Annotated in this window: 18 protein-coding genes; 13 read left to right on the forward strand and 5 right to left on the reverse strand. The window is 48.7% G+C overall.

What is annotated here, in order from left to right:
* The first annotated feature begins 36 nt into the window (after nt 1–36).
* The 5 genes from KJS65_RS24200 to KJS65_RS24220 all read left to right on the forward strand — a co-directional run bounded on the left by KJS65_RS24200 (nt 37) and on the right by KJS65_RS24220 (nt 6,757).
* Nucleotides 37–615: an SLOG family protein gene (locus tag KJS65_RS24200; protein WP_213652415.1), complete on the forward strand. Its 579-nt coding sequence runs from the start codon at nt 37–39 to the stop codon at nt 613–615.
* A 25-nt stretch (nt 616–640) separates the two neighbouring features.
* The gene (locus tag KJS65_RS24205; RefSeq protein WP_280531356.1) at nt 641–1,636 is read left to right on the forward strand and encodes a Gfo/Idh/MocA family protein; all 996 of its coding nucleotides are present in this window, start codon (nt 641–643) and stop codon (nt 1,634–1,636) included.
* Nucleotides 1,636–2,157: a hypothetical protein gene (locus KJS65_RS24210; RefSeq protein WP_213652689.1), complete on the forward strand. Its 522-nt coding sequence runs from the start codon at nt 1,636–1,638 to the stop codon at nt 2,155–2,157. The genes KJS65_RS24205 and KJS65_RS24210 overlap by 1 nt, the downstream gene beginning before the upstream one ends.
* Before the next feature lie 297 nt (nt 2,158–2,454).
* Nucleotides 2,455–4,368 (forward strand): PAS domain S-box protein, encoded by a 1,914-nt coding sequence (locus KJS65_RS24215; RefSeq protein WP_213652416.1) that lies wholly within the window; start codon nt 2,455–2,457, stop codon nt 4,366–4,368.
* Nucleotides 4,369–4,507: 139 nt separating this feature from the next.
* Nucleotides 4,508–6,757 (forward strand): outer membrane protein assembly factor BamB family protein, encoded by a 2,250-nt coding sequence (locus KJS65_RS24220; RefSeq protein WP_213652417.1) that lies wholly within the window; start codon nt 4,508–4,510, stop codon nt 6,755–6,757.
* Nucleotides 6,758–6,821: 64 nt separating this feature from the next.
* Here KJS65_RS24220 and KJS65_RS24225 read toward each other — a convergent pair whose 3' ends face one another.
* Nucleotides 6,822–7,811, reverse strand: a complete 990-nt coding sequence (locus KJS65_RS24225; protein WP_213652418.1) for an SPL family radical SAM protein — start codon at nt 7,809–7,811, stop codon at nt 6,822–6,824.
* A 229-nt stretch (nt 7,812–8,040) separates the two neighbouring features.
* Here KJS65_RS24225 and KJS65_RS24230 point away from each other — a divergent pair, with 229 nt between their 5' ends.
* The 7 genes from KJS65_RS24230 (at nt 8,041) to KJS65_RS24260 (ending at nt 15,678) form a co-directional block, all read left to right on the forward strand.
* Nucleotides 8,041–8,835 carry a TatD family hydrolase gene (locus KJS65_RS24230; RefSeq protein ID WP_213652419.1) on the forward strand — a complete coding sequence of 265 codons (795 nt, stop codon included), beginning with the start codon at nt 8,041–8,043 and terminating at the stop codon, nt 8,833–8,835.
* A 183-nt stretch (nt 8,836–9,018) separates the two neighbouring features.
* Nucleotides 9,019–10,593 carry a sensor domain-containing diguanylate cyclase gene (locus tag KJS65_RS24235; protein WP_244864780.1) on the forward strand — a complete coding sequence of 525 codons (1,575 nt, stop codon included), beginning with the start codon at nt 9,019–9,021 and terminating at the stop codon, nt 10,591–10,593.
* A 575-nt stretch (nt 10,594–11,168) separates the two neighbouring features.
* The gene (gene hflX, locus KJS65_RS24240; RefSeq protein WP_213652691.1) at nt 11,169–12,440 is read left to right on the forward strand and encodes a GTPase HflX; all 1,272 of its coding nucleotides are present in this window, start codon (nt 11,169–11,171) and stop codon (nt 12,438–12,440) included.
* Nucleotides 12,441–12,679: 239 nt separating this feature from the next.
* On the forward strand, nt 12,680–13,486 hold the full coding sequence (gene speD, locus KJS65_RS24245) for an adenosylmethionine decarboxylase (protein WP_213652420.1): 807 nt from the start codon (nt 12,680–12,682) through the stop codon (nt 13,484–13,486).
* Nucleotides 13,487–13,761: 275 nt separating this feature from the next.
* The gene (locus KJS65_RS24250) at nt 13,762–14,058 is read left to right on the forward strand and encodes a hypothetical protein (RefSeq protein WP_244864781.1); all 297 of its coding nucleotides are present in this window, start codon (nt 13,762–13,764) and stop codon (nt 14,056–14,058) included.
* 34 nt (nt 14,059–14,092) lie between these two features.
* On the forward strand, nt 14,093–15,388 hold the full coding sequence (locus KJS65_RS24255) for a Tle-like phospholipase domain-containing protein (RefSeq protein ID WP_244864782.1): 1,296 nt from the start codon (nt 14,093–14,095) through the stop codon (nt 15,386–15,388).
* A gap of 17 nt (nt 15,389–15,405) precedes the next feature.
* Nucleotides 15,406–15,678 carry a hypothetical protein gene (locus KJS65_RS24260; RefSeq protein ID WP_213652421.1) on the forward strand — a complete coding sequence of 91 codons (273 nt, stop codon included), beginning with the start codon at nt 15,406–15,408 and terminating at the stop codon, nt 15,676–15,678.
* A gap of 157 nt (nt 15,679–15,835) precedes the next feature.
* Here the strand turns inward: KJS65_RS24260 and phnE (KJS65_RS24265) are convergent, their stop codons facing one another.
* The 4 genes from phnE (KJS65_RS24265) to KJS65_RS24280 form a co-directional block, all read right to left on the reverse strand.
* Nucleotides 15,836–16,654: a phosphonate ABC transporter, permease protein PhnE gene (gene phnE / locus KJS65_RS24265; protein ID WP_374706216.1), complete on the reverse strand. Its 819-nt coding sequence runs from the start codon at nt 16,652–16,654 to the stop codon at nt 15,836–15,838.
* Nucleotides 16,651–17,463, reverse strand: coding sequence for a phosphonate ABC transporter, permease protein PhnE (phnE, locus tag KJS65_RS24270; RefSeq protein WP_213652695.1), 813 nt, complete (start codon nt 17,461–17,463; stop codon nt 16,651–16,653). Before phnE (KJS65_RS24270) ends, phnE (KJS65_RS24265) begins: the two co-directional genes overlap by 4 nt.
* On the reverse strand, nt 17,463–18,230 hold the full coding sequence (gene phnC / locus KJS65_RS24275) for a phosphonate ABC transporter ATP-binding protein (RefSeq protein WP_213652422.1): 768 nt from the start codon (nt 18,228–18,230) through the stop codon (nt 17,463–17,465). The genes phnE (KJS65_RS24270) and phnC overlap by 1 nt, the downstream gene beginning before the upstream one ends.
* Before the next feature lie 134 nt (nt 18,231–18,364).
* Nucleotides 18,365–19,330 carry a phosphate/phosphite/phosphonate ABC transporter substrate-binding protein gene (locus KJS65_RS24280; protein WP_213652423.1) on the reverse strand — a complete coding sequence of 322 codons (966 nt, stop codon included), beginning with the start codon at nt 19,328–19,330 and terminating at the stop codon, nt 18,365–18,367.
* 288 nt (nt 19,331–19,618) lie between these two features.
* On the opposite strand from KJS65_RS24280, the gene KJS65_RS24285 reads away from it, so the two are divergent.
* On the forward strand, nt 19,619–21,649 hold the full coding sequence (locus KJS65_RS24285; RefSeq protein ID WP_244864784.1) for a bifunctional 2',3'-cyclic-nucleotide 2'-phosphodiesterase/3'-nucleotidase: 2,031 nt from the start codon (nt 19,619–19,621) through the stop codon (nt 21,647–21,649).
* Nucleotides 21,650–21,719: the final 70 nt, after the last annotated feature.

Below are 21,719 nucleotides of genomic sequence, written 5' to 3' on the forward strand. Positions count from 1 at the left end.
CTCAGAACAGACAAAAGGAAAATAAGGGGTTTACCTATGAAAAATGTGCTGGTGACAGGCTATCGCGCGCATGAGCTGAATATTTTCGGCCAGAAGCATCCGGGGATCGTTTATATCCGAAAGGCCATTACCGCAAAGTTGGTTCAGCTTGCCGAGGAGGGGCTGGAATGGGTGATTTCGCCGGGTCAGTACGGGGTAGACTTATGGGCTTGTGAAGCGGCCATTGCCATGAAAAAACAATATCCTCATCTTAAAATTGCGATTATAACGGCTTTTGAGCATCCTGAAGAAAACTGGAAAGAGGACAAGAAGGAGTACTATAGCCAGATTTTGGAGGGAATTGATTTCTACGAGACGGTCAGCCGTCAGCCTTACGACGGCCCTTGGCAATTCAAGGCCAGAGATGATCTGTTGTTCCGCAAAACGGACGGTATGATTCTCGTTTATGACGAGGAGACAGGCGAAGGCAGCAGTGCGCGCTTTTACAAGGAAAGAGCCTTGAAAAAGCAGCAGGAGGAAGAATACGGCTTTATAAGCATCAGCACCGAGGATATTCAAAACCTGGCGGATGAGGAAGCATCCGGCTGGAGTGACGAGGGAATGGATATCAGCTGATCGTTCATTACATACGAAGAAAGGAATGATGAGATTGATTCGATTCGGAACCATTGGTACCAACTGGATAACGGAACGTTTTCTTCATGCGGCCCAGGAGAATGATGATTTCGTACTGGCAGCAGTTTACTCCAGAACGGAGGAGAAAGGGCTGGAATTTGCGGCACAGTTTGGTGACCCCAAAGTGTTTACAGACCTGGAGGCCATGGCTTCAAGTGATGAGATTGATGCGGTATATATTGCGAGTCCGAACTCATTTCACGCAGAACAAGCGATTCAATGCATGAATCACGGCAAACATGTCCTGTGTGAAAAGCCGCTCGCTTCGAACAGTGACGAGGTACGCAGAATGATCGCTGCAGCAGAGGCGAATCATGTGGTGCTGATGGAAGCGATGAAATCCACCCTGATGCCGAACTTCAGAATCATGAAAGAGAATTTATATAAAATTGGTCAGGTCCGGCGGTACTTCGCAGGCTATTGCCAGTATTCCTCACGCTATGATGCATTTAAGCAGGGAACCGTGCTGAACGCATTTAATCCGGTTTACTCGAACGGCGCATTGATGGATTTGGGCATTTACTGCATTTATCCGATGGTGTCCCTGTTCGGCAAGCCTGAATCGGTGAAGGCTGTCGGCATGATGTTATCTTCGGGCGTGGACGGGGAAGGCAGTCTGGTGATGAGCTATCCGGATATGGATGCCGTCATTATGTATTCGAAGATATCCGATTCCTTCCTTCCTGCCGAAATTCAGGGGGAAAACGGGACCATGGTGATCGACCGGATCAATCAGCCGTATGATGTGAAAATTCAGTACAGAGACGGAACTGTGGAGAACCTGACCCAGCAGCAAATTCATGAGTCCATGTATTACGAGCTGGAGGAGTTTATCCGCATGATCGGGCGCGGTAAGCGCAGCAGCAAAATCAACTCCCATGAAACCTCGCTGGCGGTTGCTGAGGTGATGGAGGATGCCAGAAGACAGATTGGTCTGAAGTATGCCTCAGATACATGGTAATGTTCGATCCGACCATCTTTGATAATCTGAAGGTTGCGTTTGAGAACCAGCTCTATGATCTAGATAATATTGATGGTAGGATTCGCATAACCGGCCGTACGGATCGGATGGAAATGTCCGTCATGTCGCGCGAATTTTCCATTAGATTTGCGTTATGCGAAAATCCGGCGATCTCTGTTGAAATCCGCCTGGAGGCAGGACTTGCCGATTTGGCTGCCGAGATTTTGGAGATGAAGGGAGATCAGCCTGGATGTCTGCTGCGGATACGTTTTGACTTGATGGTGAGTCATGTTGAAGCGGAATGCGGGCTAATCGAACATACATTGAAAGGCATCTGGCCGGAGGTTCCCCTTGTACAGACCCTGAGCCGGGTCTACGGAGAGGATCCGAACAGCTATAAGAATGAAGCGGAGCTACGATTCCGGCGAAAAATCGATGAAGAGCAGATGGAGGATATTCCGGAGCTGATCTCGCATGTGCTGCTGACACTGGATAAGCTGGGCAATCATCTTTCGGCATAATTATGGGGAGAAGCAAACTTCTATTCAGCAGTAAAGTGAATGAAAAGATGCAGGGAAGGGCTACCCCTTCTCTTTTTTTGCCTCATTTTTCGTCCTGCGAAGCTCTATTTTGTCGTAAAATCCCTTTTTACGGAGAAAATGTGGTTCTAGTTTCCGCATACTGTTTAATGAACGTTACAGCCATCTTTGCGTTCATTTTAAAGTTGTCGTATGTTATACATATCAATTTACGCCGTTCTATGAACAATTAATAGACTCGGGCTTATGATCATCATATTTAGCGGACGGAGGCGTGTAATGAGTACCATAAAAGCAGAAGATCTTTCGTTTTTCCAAGAAGTGTACAATACTGCTCCTTTTGGAATCGCATTGATCTCCCTTGACGGATCTTGGATGAAAGTAAATCCAGCCATTTGCCGAATTATAGGGTACCCTGAAAGTGAACTGCTGCAGCAAAGATTTCAGGATCTCATTCACCCTGATGATTTGGAGCATAATCTTACGCTTTACAGAACGATGCTGAAGGACCAGGCAGACGGAATGGCCGAAACGGAAACAAGGTATATCCGGAAAAATGGAGATATCGTTTGGGCATCCGTTTATGGGACCGTTATGCTGGATTCTGCCGGTAATCCGCAGGCCTACATTATACAAATGAATGATATTACCAAAAATAAAATGGCCGAGTCGAAGCTGCAGGAAACCGTGGAGCGGTATACGTCCTTAAAAAGATACAATCATGATGCGGTTATTTCACTCGATTTGGAAGGGAATATCGTCAACGGGAATACAATGGCCGAAAAAATGACCGGCTGCTGTGTGAACGAAATGGCAGGAAAGAAGATTGCCCGTTTCATTGGTGAAGATAACCAACGCAAATTACTAATGGAATCCTTGACAAACCCTTCGATCGAGAAGCATATTGATAAAATTTATCATAAAGACGGCCATTCGGTGGAGGTACTGACATCGATTGCTCCCATTTATGTTAACGGCAAAAATGTGGGCTTTTATATCATTGCGAAGGATGTCACCGAGCAGAAGCAGCTGCTGGTCGCCAAGGAATTCGCTGAGAGCACCAATAAGGCCAAAAGTGAATTTCTAGCCGTGATGAGTCATGAAATCCGAACTCCAATGAACGGAGTTATTGGCATGACGGACCTGCTCGAAACAACGACGGTGCTGGACGATGAGCAGAAGGAATATGTGAAGATTATCCGCCAAAGCGGTGAGACGCTCCTGGGCATTATTAATGACATTTTGGATTTCTCCAAAGTGGAGTCTGGAAAAACTGAGCTGCAGGAGGAGCTTTTCGATGTGAGAAAATGCGTTGAAGAGACCTTTGATGTTTTGTTGGCCAGAGCTCATGAGAAAAAGCTTGAAATGAACTTGGAAATACAGGATGATGTCCCGGTAGTCATGATCGGGGATGCGAAACGGTTAAAGCAGATTCTGATGAATCTTATCGGAAACGCGGTGAAATTTACATTTGCCGGCGGTATTTCTGCCCGAGTAAGAAAGCTCTCTGAGAGAAATCGGACAATCCGGCTCGAATTTACGATTAAGGATACGGGTATCGGCATACCCACGTCCAAGATGGACTATATTTTTGAGCCGTTTTCACAGGTCAATAATTTCATGACCCGAAATCATGAGGGAACCGGTCTTGGACTTGCTATCACCAAAAGGCTGGTTGAGCTAATGGGCGGCCGTATCTGGGTGGAGCAAGATGGGGAGCCCGGAGCGACCTTTGTGTTTACGGTTGAAATGACAAAGGAGAGCTGGTCGTTTCATGAGGATGCTTCCGAGACAATGGATGAATCTGCTTCTTCTTACCTGAATATTCTGATTGCCGAAGATAATGAAGTCAACCAGATCGTGCTAAGAAAAATGCTTGAAAATCTAGGTCACCGGACCACCATCGTCAATAACGGAAAAGATGTTGTGCACGCAGCACAGGATTGCCAATATGATCTTATTTTCATGGATATTCAAATGCCAGGTTTGAACGGATTTGATGCAACCCGTATGATACGGAGAACCCTGCCGAAGGATCAATGCCCGGCAATCGTCGCTGTGACGGCCAATGCCCTGAAAGGCGACCGGGAAAGCTGTCTGGCCGCGGGCATGGACGAATATATCAGCAAGCCGGTGAAGACACAGGCGGTGATGGAAGTCATCGCCAAGCTGGGCGTCACGGGTAGAAAATGAAACTGAATTTAAAAAAGGCTCTCATCCATAGCGATGAGGTCTTTTTTTTTTGAAAAGAATCGGAACATTCGCTCATCATATCCGTCAATATACTTAAATGTAAAAAAATTGAATGCGAATCCGGAAAGGTGGACTACAAGTGCGATTGATCCCCCTGAAGCGAGTGGCGAGTGCAGCAACCCTGACCTTGGCCTGCGTTATGCTGCTGTCTCCTCTAAGTACTGCCGGAGTGGCTCACTCCTCACAGTCCGCAGTATCCAAGTCGATGCAGTCCACAAACAAGCTTGTGTTTCAGTATAAAGCACCGTATTTCGAAAAATATTTGACGACTGACACCGAATGGTCTGATCTGAAGGCAGCGGATTACGGATATGCGGGTGAAACAGTAAAAGTGAAATCGGTAGAGGGAGACATGGCGCTTGCTGTTTCGGATAGCGACGGAAACCGCTGGATTCCGCGCTGGTATACCACGGTTGCAGCCAAGACCATTACGGAAACGCAGCCTGCCATTGTTACATTAAGTTCGAATGCCAAGCTTTTTCTATCGCCGGGAAGCCCATTGAAATGGACAGCACCATCACAAGACAGAAAGCTGGTCGCCCTTGCTGAATGGAAAGATTGGGTGGGAATCATGGTCAGCCCTCAGGAATGGCGTGGGGAGTTCACGGTGTATAGGCCCATACTGCTCTGGGTAAATATGAAAAGCGTCGCATCCAAGGATGTCATTCCAGCGGGAATCCTGAGTCAAGGCTCCGCCATAGGGGATGATCTGGCGAGGAATGTAACGGAGCTCCTGCTGCAAAAGGATGATCGTGATGTGAAAGTCAAAAAGCTTCTCGGCAATCCGGATGTAACGGAGCATTCGGCCAATTTGGCGGAGCTGGGTGAGCCGATGCGTATGGGAATAACCTGGCGTTATGAGCGTCCGAATGCCCAATTTACGGTGAGCTTCTCCAAGGAAGGCAAGCTCGAGGCATGGAAATGGATTCTACCGGCTGGGCAGGAGCTAAAGCTGGATGCGTATGCCGGAAAGGATTATGGGTTTACCTACGACTTCAGGTCCATGCCAGCCGTAATGACGTTAAGCAGTAAGCCCGTTTGGCGGAATCAAGGGAATCTAAACTATGCCTACCTGATCGGAGCCACCGACCAAGTCCTGCTGATGAACGGGGACGATGGGGGATTCAGCGGGATGCATCATGACGCATCGATCTATGCAGTCGATCGGTCTTCAGGCCGTAAGTTGTGGCAGGTGGATGCAGGCTTTGGGATGTACAGCGCTTCACTGGATCATTCTCGCAATACGGCAGCGGTATATACCGCATATGATCCTGTGAAGAAAATATATGAGCAGCATCTCCGGGAATTAAGCTTGAAGGATGGGCAGGTATTATGGGAGAAGCAACTGCCAAAGGAGCGTCAAAGCCAAATATACGCCGCCAAAGGCATCATCATTTTACATCAGATGCCAGATTCGGAGAACGTTCCAGGGCTCCTGACTGTGCTTGACCGTGCAACCGGAAAACAGCTGTGGACCAAAGCCTTGAAAGGAAATCAACAGATACTTGGTACGGAGTCAGATGATCCTTATATTCTGCTTCGGGAGGGCTTGAAGCTGCAGGCGCTGAACCCGAAGGATGGAAGTCCGATATGGAGTGTGACAGGACATGGAGATATCAACCAGGATCCGCAGGCGCATCCTTATTACAGCTTCGGTAATATCCGGCTGCCGCTTCAGCCTCAGCAATCCAGCCGCTGGTTCCTCGTTGGAGACAAGTGGATGCTGCTCAATATAGAAAGTGGCCAGTTGCTGGCTGAATATCCGTGGAAACGGCAGGAACGATTTGAGACCACCAATGAACAGCGGTATATATTGGTACAGCGATCAGGCGGTCTATCAGACTATGATGGCTCCCAAATAGAGGAAACGGTTCTATATGATATTTTCGAAAAGCGCGCGCTTTGGACTCTGCCCGGCAAAGCGGTTAACGGCGTATGGGATACAAGCCGGCTGTATGTGGTACTAGACGGACTGCCGGCAGCGGTTGATCGCGAAAAGGGAGAGGTACTCTGGCAGATGCCTGTAACCACCACGCAATCGGCCACCTCATACACATTAGATGACATGGCTAAAAACCGTTATGCCCTGCTTTCTAAATATTTGCTGCTGGGTTATGGTTCTGATCTGCTGGTACTGCGTAAAGAGGATGGCAAGGTTTTGGGGCGACTGCATGACAACCAGGTTGCATTTAGTGAGGGGCGCTATCGGAAGGGGATTGAAGGACTGCTCAATGTGAGCGCCGGGGACATTTATATTGGCTCGTCGAATGGCGGACTGGCCAGATATCATCAATCAGAGCTAGAACAGCTGCTGGACTCGGTGAAGTAAGGCAGTTGGTTATAATACGCATGAAAAAGGGCCCTAACTTGGTTGGGCCCCTTTTTGTGTCTGACTAAAATGGAAAGCTGAGCTGCTCCACCTCGGGGGTGGGAAGCGTCATCGAAGGTTTGAAGGGGGTTAGGGCATCGTCAATGGCTCCTGACTTGCAGCCGCCAATACTGTTTTCTGGCACCTCGCCGCTTAATCGGAGCTCATGCTTTATTTCCCGTGCAAGTGCTTTGACACGATCTGCATAGCCGTTATCGGGATAAGCACCGCGAAATAAGCTCTTGTATTTCGGCACAAGCTGCGGATGATGCTGTCCCAAAGAATGCAGAAACCATGCTTTCACATCAGGCGTCAGGCGCAGAAACGACGTCATGGTAAAGCTGGCGTGATGTTCTTTAGCGGCAGTCATAAGTTCCCTCAAGCTTTCCCTGGAATCCGTCAGGAATGGCAGGATTGGGGCGATAAACAGCCCGGTGCGCACACCGCTGTCCGACAGCTTTTGCATCGCTTGAAGTCTTTTATAGGGTAACGGGGCTCCCGGCTCCATCATGCGGATGATCGCAGGCTCCAGTGTATTCAAGCTGATGTTGACCGAGGTGATATCCATTTGGGTGAGGAGATCCAGATCTCGTAGAATCAGTGGCGAACGTGTCGTGATCGTGGTGCGGATACGGTATTTTGCAAGAACTTCCAGGCAGCTGCGGGTAATCTTCGATTTGATCTCAATTGGCTGGTAAGGATCCGTGGCAGTCCCCAGGGTCACCAGACCAATATGATCCCGCAACTGGCCAATATCATAGTCAAAACGCTTGGCCATGCGTGAAAGCTGGGATTCCAGCGCTTCGGCCGCGTTGGTCTTCAGCATAATGCGGTTTTGAAACTCATCATCTGCTTCCCGGCCAATGAATGCTTGAAAGGCTCTGGCATAACAAAAGCTGCAGCCATGGGCACAGCCGCGGTATGGGTTTATGGACCAGTCAAAAGGCATGCTGTCTGCCTTTACCCGGTTCATCGTTTGTTTGGTGGTAGAAGATTCATATACTTTCTTGGACAAGAGCACACACCTCCTCATTCAGAACAAGTGTTCCTGTTTTTACAGTATACTATACTTTATAGCATATGAAAACGTCCTGGAAGATGAAGGAATGAAATACTATAGAAGAGATCTGTTTGTAGAGGTCCATTCCTTTATGTTATCCTGTATCCTTAGAGTCATTTGATGACCGCATGCCGACAGGCTGCGGTTTTTTACTGGGAACATTTCAGGAAAGGGGCAGATTTGCATGCATCCTCAAATTATAGATATCGGTGTTAACTTAACCAATCGTTCGTTTCATAAGGACCGGGAAGAGGTCATCGCCCGGGCGGAAGCGGAAGGCGTAACCCCGCTCATCATTACCGGAACCAGTGTTGGAGGCAGTGAAGAAGCTGCGCTACTCGCCGGATTTTATCCCGGCAAGCTGTATGCTACAGCGGGTGTGCATCCGCATGATGTGAAGGAATCTACCGAGCATACCTTGGACAGGTTACGTGAGCTGGCCGCTCTGCCGCAGGTGGTGGCGATTGGCGAATGCGGTTTGGATTATAACCGGGATTTTTCGCCGCGGGACGTGCAGCGCCATTGGTTCCGGGAGCAGGTTGTGCTTGCGGAAGAGCTGGGGCTGCCGCTATTCTTACATGAGCGGGAAGCGCATTCTGATTTTGCCGCAATCATGCAAGAGCATCCGTCCATGATGGCTAAATCGGTTGTCCACTGTTTTACAGGGACCGCTGACGAGCTTCATGCTTACCTTGAAATGGGCTTTCACATCGGGATCACCGGCTGGATTTGTGATGAACGGCGCGGACAGCATTTGCGTGAGCTCGTTAAGGATATTCCGCTGGACCGTCTCATGATCGAAACCGACGCACCTTACCTCACCCCTAGAGACTTGCGGCCGAAGCCGAAGGATGGCCGGAACGAGCCTGCTTTTCTAGCGCATATCGTAAAAGTCATTGCTTCCTGTATGGGGCGGGAGCTGGAGGAAGTTGCAAGCCAAACAGTGCGCACGACCAAAGCCTTTTTTAACATAAACTAAGCTGCAATTCTTCATCGTATGGCTTGGGCTCAAGAGACAGCCCTTTATGCCATTAAATATTTTGATAAATGTAATGGAATTTCTATTTTAAGATATATTCGTGTCCTCACCTCTGATGTATAATGGGGAGATGACATACAATGACATCATCTTCCATATTTTTTACGCAGGCGGGATGCAATTTTGAAACATTTTATCAAAAAAGGTCTGACTCTCCGGTTTACCATCAGTCTGCTCGTCATCACGGCGATCTTGCTGACAATGCTGACGAGTATTACCTCCGCAGTGCAGGTTAACCGGTCATCCTTGATAAATAATTACTTGAACAAGAATGAATCATATGCAAAAAAACTGGCTTCCAATACGAATGAGCTCTTGATTACGATGCAGGAAAACATCCGGGCGATTGCCAAAATTTCTGAACGCGAGCAAGTCATTGATGTTCAATTATTCGATGATCTGTTTCAGGAAAATACCCAGTACTTTAATTCCATCGTGGTTGCTGATGACAACCGGATTATTCGCGCGCTTAGTCCGCGCACCATCGGAATTTCCATCGGAGACACGCTGACCTCTGAGCAGAGCAGAATGGCTGTGAAAACGAAAAAGCCTTTTATTTCGGAGCCTTATCGTGCAACCACAGGGCGCTTAATCATACTGGTTTCCGCTCCGATTATTGATAAAAACGGTAATTACAAAGGATTCGTGGGTGGAACGATCTATCTGGAAGAAAAGAACGTGCTGAGCAACATGCTGAAGGAGCATTTTTTCGGCGATGGCTCTTATGTTTATGTGGTGGAAAAGAACGGTGACCTGATATTTCATCCGGAAAAGAAGCGGATCGGACAATCTGTCGTTCAAAATGAAGTGGTACGGAAGGTTATACAGGGTAAGAGCGGATCACAGAAGGTGACGAATACCGAAGGAAATCACTTTCTCGCAGGATATGCCTATGAGCAGAGCAGCTCTTGGGGAATTATTTCCCAGACACCGGCAGAGGTAATTGATAAGCCTCTCCATAATCTTGTCAAAAGAATGCTCCTCGTATCGCTGCCCTTCCTGCTTCTGATCCTGCTGCTTGGCTGGTGGATTGCGAGCCGGATTGCGAAGCCTCTCAATACGTTAGCCCAGTTTTCGGATGAGGCAACGCTCCGACCCGTCCCGGCTGAGAACATACCAGATATCCGTTCCTATTATTATGAAGTAAGATTGCTCTCGCAAAGCGTCAAGATCGCCCTGCAGAGCATGAACCAGGATTTGACGCATCTGCGCAATGAGGTGAAAATTGACGAGCTGACCGGCCTTGCCAACCGCAGAGCCTTTGATGGCATGATGGCTGGATGGATGGAAAGCAATATACCTTTTGCCCTGATCCTGGTTGATATCGATCATTTCAAGCTCGTGAACGATACTTACGGCCATATCGTGGGCGATGATGTATTGCGTTATGTCGCCCGGATCATGCAGTTGATATTCTCTGAAGATGATGTATGTTTCCGCTATGGCGGGGAAGAATTCGGCATCCTGGTCAAACACTGCGGCCTTGGCAGAGCGAAGGATTTGGCGGATAAGTTGCGTGAACAGCTGGCCATGACCAAAAGCCCTACGGGCGCCTCGATTACGCTGTCAGCGGGAATTTCCGCATTTCCTGTGCAAGGACGCTCCGCGAAGCAGCTGGTCAAGAAGGCGGATGATGCATTATATCAATCCAAGAAGGATGGCCGGAACCGCACAACGATTAGTAAAATTGACGTGTAGACTATGTTAAGGGATAACTTGAAAGCCGCGCCGAAGGGCGCGGCTTTTTATATCTCGAGGGTGATCAGGAAGGTTCAATCTATTCATATGGATAACATCACTAATTTTCTGAATTGTGGAAATGAATTATTTATGCTACGATGGTAACAATTACAATGAACGGAGGGTTCGTGAAGCTATGTACATTAAATTCCGTTACTTCGCTTTGTGCCGCTAATTGAATAGTGCTCAAAGGCTCTGCATTTGTGCAGGGCGAACGGGATTGGTCTGTATATCTTTGATGAACCCATAATTTAGAATGCGTGCCGCCAAGGAGTTCAGGTGCGCAGGGTGCAGCTGGAGAGGGCTTTTGCCTCTCCATTGTTGTTTTCGGATATCTATAGCCGCTGTTTTTTTCGGCTTTCCAAGAAACCAACCGAAATAGAGCGTTGCCGCTGCAGCTTTTTCTCCAAAATGCTGCAGACCGGCAGGCCGCCTTTATTTTCCGTTCGCTCTAACCACAGGCAGAGGCCTGCGGTTTTTTTGTTTTTCATTATAAAATAATAACGATATGTGGAGGTTCATATATGGAACTATTGGAACAATTGGAACAGCGCGCCGTATTGGTCGGCGTGAACCTGAATCATCAGCAGGACTTTGATTACTCGATGGAGGAGCTTGGCAACCTGGCGGACGCCTGCGGGGTTGAAGTAGTAGGGCAGCTCACACAGAATATGGAGCGGGTCAACAAATCCCATTACATCGGCACAGGAAAAGTAGATGAACTCTCCGGCTTGTACAAAGGGCTTGAGGCCAATCTGATCATTTTTAATGATGAACTGTCTCCATCACAGCTGCGTAATCTGGAATCCGATCTGGATTGCAAGGTCATCGACCGGACGATTCTTATTCTGGACATATTTGAAAAACGGGCGAAGACCCGCGAAGCCCAGCTTCAGGTTGAAGTGGCCCAACTGCAGTATATGCTGCCGCGTCTAATCGGGCTGCGCGAGTCGCTGGGACGCCAAAGCGGCGGTGTGGGCACGAAAAACAAGGGTGCCGGTGAAACACGGCTGGAGCTGGATCGCCGCCGGATTGAGGAGAAGATTACAGCCTTGAACAAGGAGCTGGAATCACTCGTGTTTCAGCGTCAGACGCAGCGCAAGCAGCGTAAAAAGAACGCGCTGCCGGTTGTGTCTCTGGTCGGATATACCAACGCCGGCAAATCGACGATTATGAATGCCATGATCGAGAAGTTTGGAGCAGCAGGAGGAAGCGGCGAGAAAACAGTATTTGAGAAGGATATGCTGTTTGCCACGCTGGAAACCTCTGTTCGGAACATTCAGCTTGAGGACAATAAGAGCTTCCTCCTAACCGATACCGTTGGCTTTGTCAGCAAGCTCCCGCATCATCTGGTTAAGGCTTTTCGTTCGACATTGGAAGAGGTCGCCGAGGCGGATTTACTCATTCATGTCGTGGATTATGCCAATGAGAAATACGGTCAGCTGATCCAAATCACGGAGAATACGCTCAAAGATATTGGAGTGACAGATATCCCTACGGTATTTGCCTATAACAAATGTGATCTTGCCGGACACATGATTCCCGAGGTTCAGGAGAACAGCATTTATTTGGCCGCCAAACCCCGAATCGGTATTGATGAGCTGGTAAGTCTCATCCGGGGCTTTATTTTCAGGGATTATGTTCATTGCGAAATGATGATCCCCTATGACCAAGGCCAGGTGGTATCGTATTTGAACGAGCACGCGGATATTAGGGCAACGGAGTATGAGAATGAAGGAACCCGATTAACACTCGAGTGCAGACAGATGGACTATGAGAAATACCGTGAGTTTGTCATTGAATAACAAGTCATTGTAATAAGCAGATATTTCAGGTCAGCTGCGAAGCCGTTCCGCTAAATGCGGGGCGGTTTTTTTATTTATACCGGGAAATGAAGTCTCTCTAAGGCTGCAGAAGAGGTTACTTCTCATGTGAATTGGGTAAGAAGTTTAAATAAACTTTGAATGTCACTGTTTGGCGGATAGCCAGCCTCCGTCAGGGAATATTAGGCAGTGAATATGAGACACAGCGAGGTGGATGAAGCATGAAAATAATGCCTGAACAGCATGTAAAGCTGCATGGGTTCAATAATCTTACCAAATCCTTGGCCTTTAATATGTACGATATATGCTTTACCCGAACCAAGGAGGAACGTGAAGCTTACCTTGAATATATTGATGAACAATATAATGCGGACCGTCTCACGGCTATTCTGAAAAATGTATCGGACATCATTGGCGCACATGTACTGAATATAGCCAAGCAGGATTACGTGCCGCAAGGCGCGAGTGTCACGATACTCGTCTCCGAAGGACCTGTGGTCGAAGTGCCTAAGGAATCCTATACGGAATCGCCGGGGCCCCTTCCGGACTCGGTGGTGATGGCCCTTGATAAGAGTCATATTACCGTTCATACGTATCCCGAATTTCATCCCGATGAAGGAATCAGCACCTTCCGCGCGGATATCGATGTATCAACCTGTGGCGAAATCTCACCACTTAAGGCGCTTAACTACCTGATCCATTCCTTTGATACGGATATTATGACGATCGACTACCGGGTTCGCGGATTTACACGGGATATTAACGGTCACAAGCTGTTTATTGATCATGATATTAATTCGATTCAGAACTATATTCCGCACAAGGTGAAGGATTCTTACGATATGATTGACGTGAATGTGTATCAGGAGCATATTTTTCATACCAAGTGTAAACTCAAGGAATTTGATCTGGATAACTATCTCTTCGGATACACCAAGGACAAGCTGAGCGATGAGGAGCAGGAGGAAATCACCGAACGGATCACGCAGGAGATGGATGAAATCTATTATGGAAAAAACATGAGCTGAGGGACTTTCCCCTGGCTCATTTTAATATGCTGATAAGTAGGTACATTCCATAAGTTGAATGCGCCTTTGGGACGAGAGATTCAGGAAATGATCTGCATTTTCATAGTGCTTGTGGTTACTTTTTCCTGATTTTTTTCCAGACACTGGATTAATAACTGCCAATCATGTTTAATTTTAGAAAAAGGGGTTAGAGAGGACTGATGGTTATTCGCCGGTTTATTCGGTCTATCGCTCTTATGATGACGATGATTTTGGTGTTGGGAGGTTGTCAAAGCGTGAGCAAAACGGAAAAGGCCAACCAGATGCAGGAGGCTAAGGAAATAGCACTCAAGTATTTCAAAAATGAGTATGACCTGGATGTGGAGATTACTAAACAGGAAAAATTAGCGGAATACATATCTCCGAAGATTATGATGGAAGGCCATGTGACCGATCACTCAGATGAAAGCTTCAATATATCGGTCGATTACGAAGACAAGAAAACAACCAATTTTGTAATGAGTCCCGAGCTTGAGAAAGCCATACGTGCCAAAGGGATCGATCCGTTTGCGAAGCAGGACAAACCGGAATAAATCCATTTAGAAAAAACGCGAGGGAGGAGTACGATTGAGCAAGGCGCCAGAAGTTACGGATGAAATGTACCAAAAGATGTCGGACCTCGCTTACAACGATTTGAAAAAAGGAAGCAAGCCGAAAGAGCTCCCGGGCTGGGAGGTGCTTGAAAAGCCAGCCAATGATGATCATACGGGTTTTGACGCGGTTACCTTTTACAATCCTAACACCAAACAAGCCGTTATTGCCTATCGGGGGACGGAAGGAGGCAAAGGATTGTCGGATTCCGTGCCGGACTATATCGCCGATGGTGGAATTGGCATCCGTGAGCTGGGACGTAAGATTGATAAAAGCCTTGAAGTGAAGTATCCCTGGGATGATGCCGTGCAAAGCATCGAGGATAAGGTTGGCATCACCACGGTCAAGGACTGGGCGGGAGAAGTGGATCGGCAGCTGGATAAAACCTTTAACGGTGACAAACAGCTGTACCAGGCTGAAGATTACGCGAACGAGATGCAAAAAAAGCATAAGAATCTGGATTTTTCTTTGACGGGACATTCCCTTGGGGGTGGCAATGCACAGTATGCGGCCGCTTATACGGGATTATCTGCCGTTACCTTCAGCGCACCTTCCGTAATGGGGAGCCTGTCAGCATCGGCCAGGCGTAAGGCGGAGGCAGGTGAATATGATTCGCAAATCGTGAATTATGCCCATCCCGGCGATATTATTGCCAGCGGTACACTAGGCGGATATGACCGTCATGTAGGTTCCACCTATTATATTGACTCTAATTACAAGGATGCAAATGATGGTGTCAGCATCATCGATAAAGCCAAAAATACGCTCGGTGGGCCTTATTATCATGGTTTGAAACAATATAAGTTTGATGAAAACGGCTATATTAAAAATCCTCTGTATGACGATCAAACCGGGGAATTGGTGGATGGCGCACCTCGTATGCCGGCATCCTTCAGATTGATGGAAGACTTGGGATTGAATGCGTTTGGAAAGATGCAAAGGCTGGCTCAATTGGGAGCGATGGTGGGCGGAGCGGGCAGCGGACTCATTCGGGTAACCCCCGAGGAGCTCAGCAGCGTCGCGGAGAAATGGAACAGGAATGCGCAGCAGATCAGCGCAGATATGCAGACCGTCAGATCCAAGCTGATGAATTATATGCATTCCAGCCACAGCCGCAGACTGCAGCCGTTGGTTGCACAGCTGGATGCCTCTATTTCGGAACTGACGCAGTGGCATGTCCAGCAAACAACGGAGTTTTTGGGCTTTATCCATAAGAAAGCTGAACAGTTCCAGCAAGCTGATGCGTCTAACAACGGGAAAATGATGGGATAAGAAGTGGAGGGGATGAATTGAACGGGGAAATCCTTGTAGAGCTGGATGATCTGCTGCAGGCGGAGCGTGAGCTGAGCTGGCTGCTGGGGCGTATTCAGTCCGATGAACAGGAGGCCAGAAGCCTCTATCACAGGCTGGATGATTGGAATGGTCAATCCGCAAATGTAACGCGCGGGCTCGTAGAGACTTTTTTCTCCGGCCTGGCGAACCGGGTTCATTCCATCGAGCAGCAGAAGGCGGAGCTGATCCGATATGTACAGGTAATGAAGCAGACGGATAGTATGAGGTAGTTCACAGGGACGCTGTATTCTTAATTGGAATATGGCGTTTTTTTATCGGATAAGAAAGGACTGCTTCCGTCAGGGGGAAACCTCCGGAAGCAGTCCTTTAGTATGTTTATGCGCACAGATCATCTAGCGGAGAAGAAGTACAGGCGCGAAAAAATGTTTAAATAATCCGTCTCCGCACCCAACCCGAAATCAGATCGGTCAAAATGATGAGCACGATAATCCCCAGCAAAATAATGCCAACCCGGTTCCAGTTGCGGACCTGAAGCGCAAAGATGAGCGGCGTACCGATACCGCCAGCACCTACTAGGCCAAGCGTTGTCGCGGAACGGATATTAATCTCGAACCGGTATAGCGAGTAGGATAGAAACTGCGGTATCACTTGCGGCAGCACAGCATAACGCAGTACCTGCAGCCGGTTTGCACCGCTGGCAATCAGCGCCTCCTGCGGACCGCGGTCAATGGCTTCAATGGTCTCGGAATAAAGCTTGCCCAGCATGCCAACCGAATGGATACCAAGGGCAAGGACGCCTGCGAAAGATCCGGGGCCTACCGCTTTAATGAACAAAATCGCAACGATAATCTCCGGAAATACGCGGATGACGCTCAGTACAATTTTACCGCTGCCCGATACCGCAAGCTGCCGGCTCATATTGGTAGAAGCCCAGAAGGCAAACGGAATGCAGACCACAGCAGCAACAACCGTCCCGAGTATGGATATGACCAGTGTATCGAGCAGTCCCCGCAGCAAATCCTCACCCTCCGCGATATAGACGAAGGACCAATCCGGATGCAAAAATCCCTGTAAAATGGATTTGGAGACCGTCCCGGCAGTCCCCTGAATACCCTCGAATTGCATGCCTTGAACCGACCAATAGTAGACGATAATCACAAATAGAGCAATGAGTGCAAAGCGTATGCGTGAACGGAGAAGGGAGCCGGATGTTTTTCCGGTCATGGCAGAAATCGTATTTTTCATAGCAGTTTCCTCCGGATGATTGTACTGCCGTAATCAATGACCAGCACGATGACGAGCGTGAGCAGAATGATGACCGAAGCCCGGTCATAGCGGAACAATCCGAGCGAGCGGTCCAGCAAAAGTCCAATACCGCCAGCTCCGACAAGTCCGAGTACGGCCGCTGCCCGTACGTTGACCTCAAAGGTATAGAGCAGATAGGACATAAAGTATGGCAGCGCCTGAGGCACGACGCCGAACATAATGATCTGCATCCGGTTTGCCCCGACAGCAGTCATGGCTTCCAGCGGACCAGGATCGATGGCTTCGATGGCCTCAAAGGTCAGCTTGGCGATGATGCCAAATGAGAAGAAGACAAGCGCCAGCATGCCGGCAAATGGCCCGATGCCGAATACCGCGACGAAAATAGCCGCAAACAGCAAATCAGGAACGGTACGGACCAGATTCAGCACCATGCGGGCAGGGAACGAGACAAAGCGGCTTAAGCCCAGATTATAAGCGCATAGCAGCGCAACCGGAATGGCAAGCAGCCCGCCCAGCGTCGTGCCAAGAATGGCGATCTGGACGGTTTCCAGCATCGGTCCCCAAATAGTGGGCAGGTAGCTCCAATCCGGTGGGAACATTTCCTGCAGCAGGATGCCCATTTGTGGCAGCCCTCTGATGAGCTGGTAAGGGGTTACCTCTGTCCGGACTGAACATGCAATGAGCACGGCGATGAGAACCAGCCACCCTGCATACTGTTTATATTTTCTTGGCGGGTTGAGGTCAGGGGCTGGAGGCTTCAAAGCAGCCGTAGAAACAGGAGTCTTCATCATGCGCCTCCCAGCAGCTCATCCTGAAGCACGGGACGGCCGTAGATTTCGGCAAAAGCTTCATCGGTTGCTTCCGCAGGCGTTCCGTCGAAGACCACCTCTCCGGCGCGGAGGCCGATAATCCGTGTCGCATATTCACGTGCCAGATCGATAAAGTGGAGATTGATTACCGTGGTAATATTCATATCCCGGTTGATCCGCTTCAAATCGTCCATCACCTGGCGTGTCGTAAGCGGGTCAAGAGAAGCGACAGGCTCATCAGCGAGGATGACCCTTGCTTCCTGCGCAAGCGCGCGGGCAATCGATACACGCTGCTGCTGTCCACCGGATAGCTCATCGGCGCGGATATAGGCTTTTTCCCGGATGTTAACACGCTGCAGGGCATTCAGGGACAGCTCCACATCTTCTTTAGGAAACCAGCCAAGCATGGTGCGGAGCGTGGAATGATAGCCGACCCTGCCGGATAGTACATTGCGCATAACGGTCGAACGTTTAATCAGATTGAAGCTCTGGAAAATCATGCCGATATCACGCCGGATATGGCGGAGCTGGCTGCCGGAGGCATGGGTCACGGATTTGCCGCCGACTCTGATCTCTCCGTTGGAAATATCGGTTAAACGGTTGATGCTTCGTAAAAAGGTGGATTTCCCTGCACCGGATAGACCGACGATGACGACAAGCTCCCCTTCCTTAATCGTGAGATTAATGTTGCGTAGTCCGACCGTTCCGTTCGGATAGACCTTGGATACTTTATCGAATTCAATCATGATCGAGCCCACTTTCTGTGAATGGTTTCCAAAGGAATATTTTTCCGTGTCACCCGCAATGGGAAACAACACCGCCATAAAATATCATGGACGGTGCTGCCCCGGTTACTGCTTGGATTGTCAGGAGTGTATGATTACTTGATTTCTTGGCCTACAGCTTCCGCATATTCACGAACCGGATCGAAATTTTTGTCGTCACCGGCAACATAACCTACATGCGTGTAAATGTCTTTGATGATTGTCGCGCCTTCAGTATCATTGGTGATATCGATGAAAGCTTGGCTGATCTTGTCTCTCCAGCTTTGGTCCATATCATTGCGTACACTGACGGTGTCATTCGGGATTTTAGCGGTATAGTGAAGAACACGGGTCTTTTCAAATACGTCTGGAACGTCTTTTTTAACGGTATTACGGGCATCTTGGAAAACGGCGACAGCATCTACTTGACCGTTCAACAGTGCCATAATGGCGGCATCATGTCCCTTGAGCGTTACGCCTTGTACGTCCTTGTCCGGATCAATACCTTCTTTTTTCAGCTCAGCAGCCGGGAAAACATAGCCAGCTGAGGAAGTCACGTTCTGCCAGCCGATTTTTTTGCCCTTCAGATCCTTCAGGCTTTGAATCGGAGAGTCTTTTTTCACCACGATCATCGCTTTGTAGAAATCGACCTTGTCCGTTGTATCTTCGCCGGTTTCATCCTTCACGCCATAGCGCTGTGCCTGAAGAAGCAAGTCGGCTGCTTTTTTCTTATCATGAGCCAGTACATAAGCATTTGGCGGCAGGAAGCCAACATCAACCTGTTTGGAAGCCATGGCTTCAACGATCGTGTTATAGTCCGGCGATACGGTCACATGAACCGGAATGCCAAGCTTGTCTCCGAGCAGCTTTTCAAGCGGCTTGGTTTTGGCTTCGAGCGTATCCGCATTCTGGGAAGGTACAAACTGTACATTAAGCTCTTTCGGCACATATGCCGAAGATGCTGCTTCTGCGGTTCCGGATGCTGTGTCCCCGCCGCTCGTGCCGGCATTCTTGGATCCGCAAGCTGCAAGACTGGCTGCGAGCGCTAAGGTCATACTGATCGTGAGTACTTTTTTAAACATGATGGTCCCCTCCACGTACTTTTCTTTTTTTGGTCAGAGCACACTTGCCTGACAGGAATGAGCGTAACATAGGCTTGAGAGACAAGGGTCAACGGAAAGGGTTACTTTTGTTGATTCTACGTTAATTTTGTGGAGGTCTTAAATTGAGAATAAGCATTCAGAAGATGAAATATCACATCCTTATATATGGAAGAAAAGCGATTATCAGGATTTTACGCCGGTTTAATGTTTGAGCGGTATAATGGGCGTAATCATGATACATCGAGGAAAAAAAGGGAGTGGTTTCAGGTGAATGGCAGTCAAAATGAATCATTGGTGAATAAGCAAGCAGATGCTGACCCTACCATAATGCTGCGGATTATGTCGACGACGGATGTGCATGCATGTCTGATGGATTACGATTATTACCGGGATCAGCAGGATCCTTCCCTGGGATTGGTCCGTACGGCTTCTCTGGTAAAACAGGCAAGGGCTGAAGCGGAAAACAGCCTGCTCGTGGATAATGGGGATTTGATACAAGGCACCCCGCTGGGGACATTTGCTGCACGTATAGCTCCCTCCCGCGATTCCGAAGGAGAGCCATTCATTCACCCTGCCGTTCAAATGATGAATGCGATGGGCTATGATGCGGCGACGTTTGGAAATCATGAATTCAATTATGGACTGGACTATTTGGATAAGGTTATCGAAGGTGCCGATTTTCCTTATGTCAACGCGAATGTGTATATAGATGAAAAAGGAAGTGACGGCGGATATACGGTAAACCGTTATTTGCCTTATGTGATTTTGACCAAAGCCTGTACGGATAGCTCCGGAATGCCGCATGATGTTCGCATTGGCTTCTTCGGATTGGTGCCCCCGCAGATTCTGGACTGGGATCAGACGCATTTGAAAGGCAGGGTGCAGGTGAAAGATATGGTGCTATCCGCACTGGAATGGGTTCCGCGGATGAAAGAGGAAGGTGCGGATATTATCATTGCTCTTGCCCATACGGGATTTGATGGCAACGTATCGCTGGTGGATCATAACGCTGAAAACGCGGTGCTGCCCCTCAGCCTGGTACCGGGCATTGATGCCATCACCTTTTCCCACACGCATCAAATTTTTCCGGCTGCGGATTTTGCGTCCCTGAATCCAGCCTTTAAAGGAGAGCATGAGAGTCCGCTGCCCGCCATTCGTCTGGAGGATGGGACGATCAACGGATTGCCGGCCGTGCAGGCCGGGTACGGCGGTTCAATGCTTGGAATCATTGATTTGTCGCTACAGCAGCTGGATGGAAGATGGCAGGTGATTCATGGAAAGTCCATGATCCGAGATGTGTATGATCGTCTTCAAGGGAGGGAGCTTGCCGAGGCTGATCGGGAAATGGGGCAAATACTGCAAGAGATACATCAAAATACGATCATGTACGCGAATGCCCCCATTGGCCGGGTCGAAGCTCCTTTGCACAGCTATTTTTCCCTGGTACAGGAGGATGCCTCCGTTCAGCTTTTGAACCATGCCCAGTGTGCTTATGCCCGCCGCTGGCTGGCTTCTTCGGCACCGCATTTGCAGCATCTTCCCGTGCTCTCCGTCGGTTCACCGTTTAAGGCGGGACGGAACGGACCTAAGGAGTATGCGGATATTCCTGCAGGTCCTGTCGCCATCAAAAGCGCAACGGAGCTGTATTTGTTCGACAATACCGTCAAGGGCGTTAAAATGACTGGTGCTGCAGTGAAGGAATGGTTAGAGATGAGTGCCGGCATATATAATCATATTGATCCGGATGAAACGCAGGAGCAGCCGCTGCTGAATCCGCTGTTTGCGGTTTTTAATTTTGATGTGATCGGCGGAATCACGTATCAGGTAGACATTACCCGGCCTGCAAGATACAATCCGGACGGTACTCTGCATGACCCTTGCGTGAACAGAATTGTAAACCTTTGTTACCAGGGGGAACCGGTTGATCCACAGCAGGAATTTATCCTGGTATCGAGCAATTACCGCATATTCGGAGGCGGCAACTTCCCGGGTCTCCGGGAGGCAGAACTGGTACTGGACTCAGCCGATGAAAACCGCCAGGTACTAATTGATTATATTGCGGAGCAGGGATGTCTTGATGGACTTGCGGAGGAAAATTGGAGCTTCGTTCCTATTGCCAATCCGGTGAATATCACTTTCACCTCTTCTCCGGATGCAGTTAAATATATAAAAGACTTCCCGCAGCTTGAGTATACAGGGCGGGTCAACACGCAGGGCTACGGCATTTACAGGATCGATCTGTGTAGACAGGGAACAGAAGCCGCAGCATCTTCCAGAGAAAAGGTGTATCCATATTAAAATCCAAGAACTGACAGGTTGGACTGTAAGTCATATATACAATAGTTAACATATCCCATTTTATAAAGAA

Source organism: Paenibacillus sp. J23TS9, assembly GCF_018403225.1.
Classification (GTDB): domain Bacteria; phylum Bacillota; class Bacilli; order Paenibacillales; family Paenibacillaceae; genus Paenibacillus_AQ.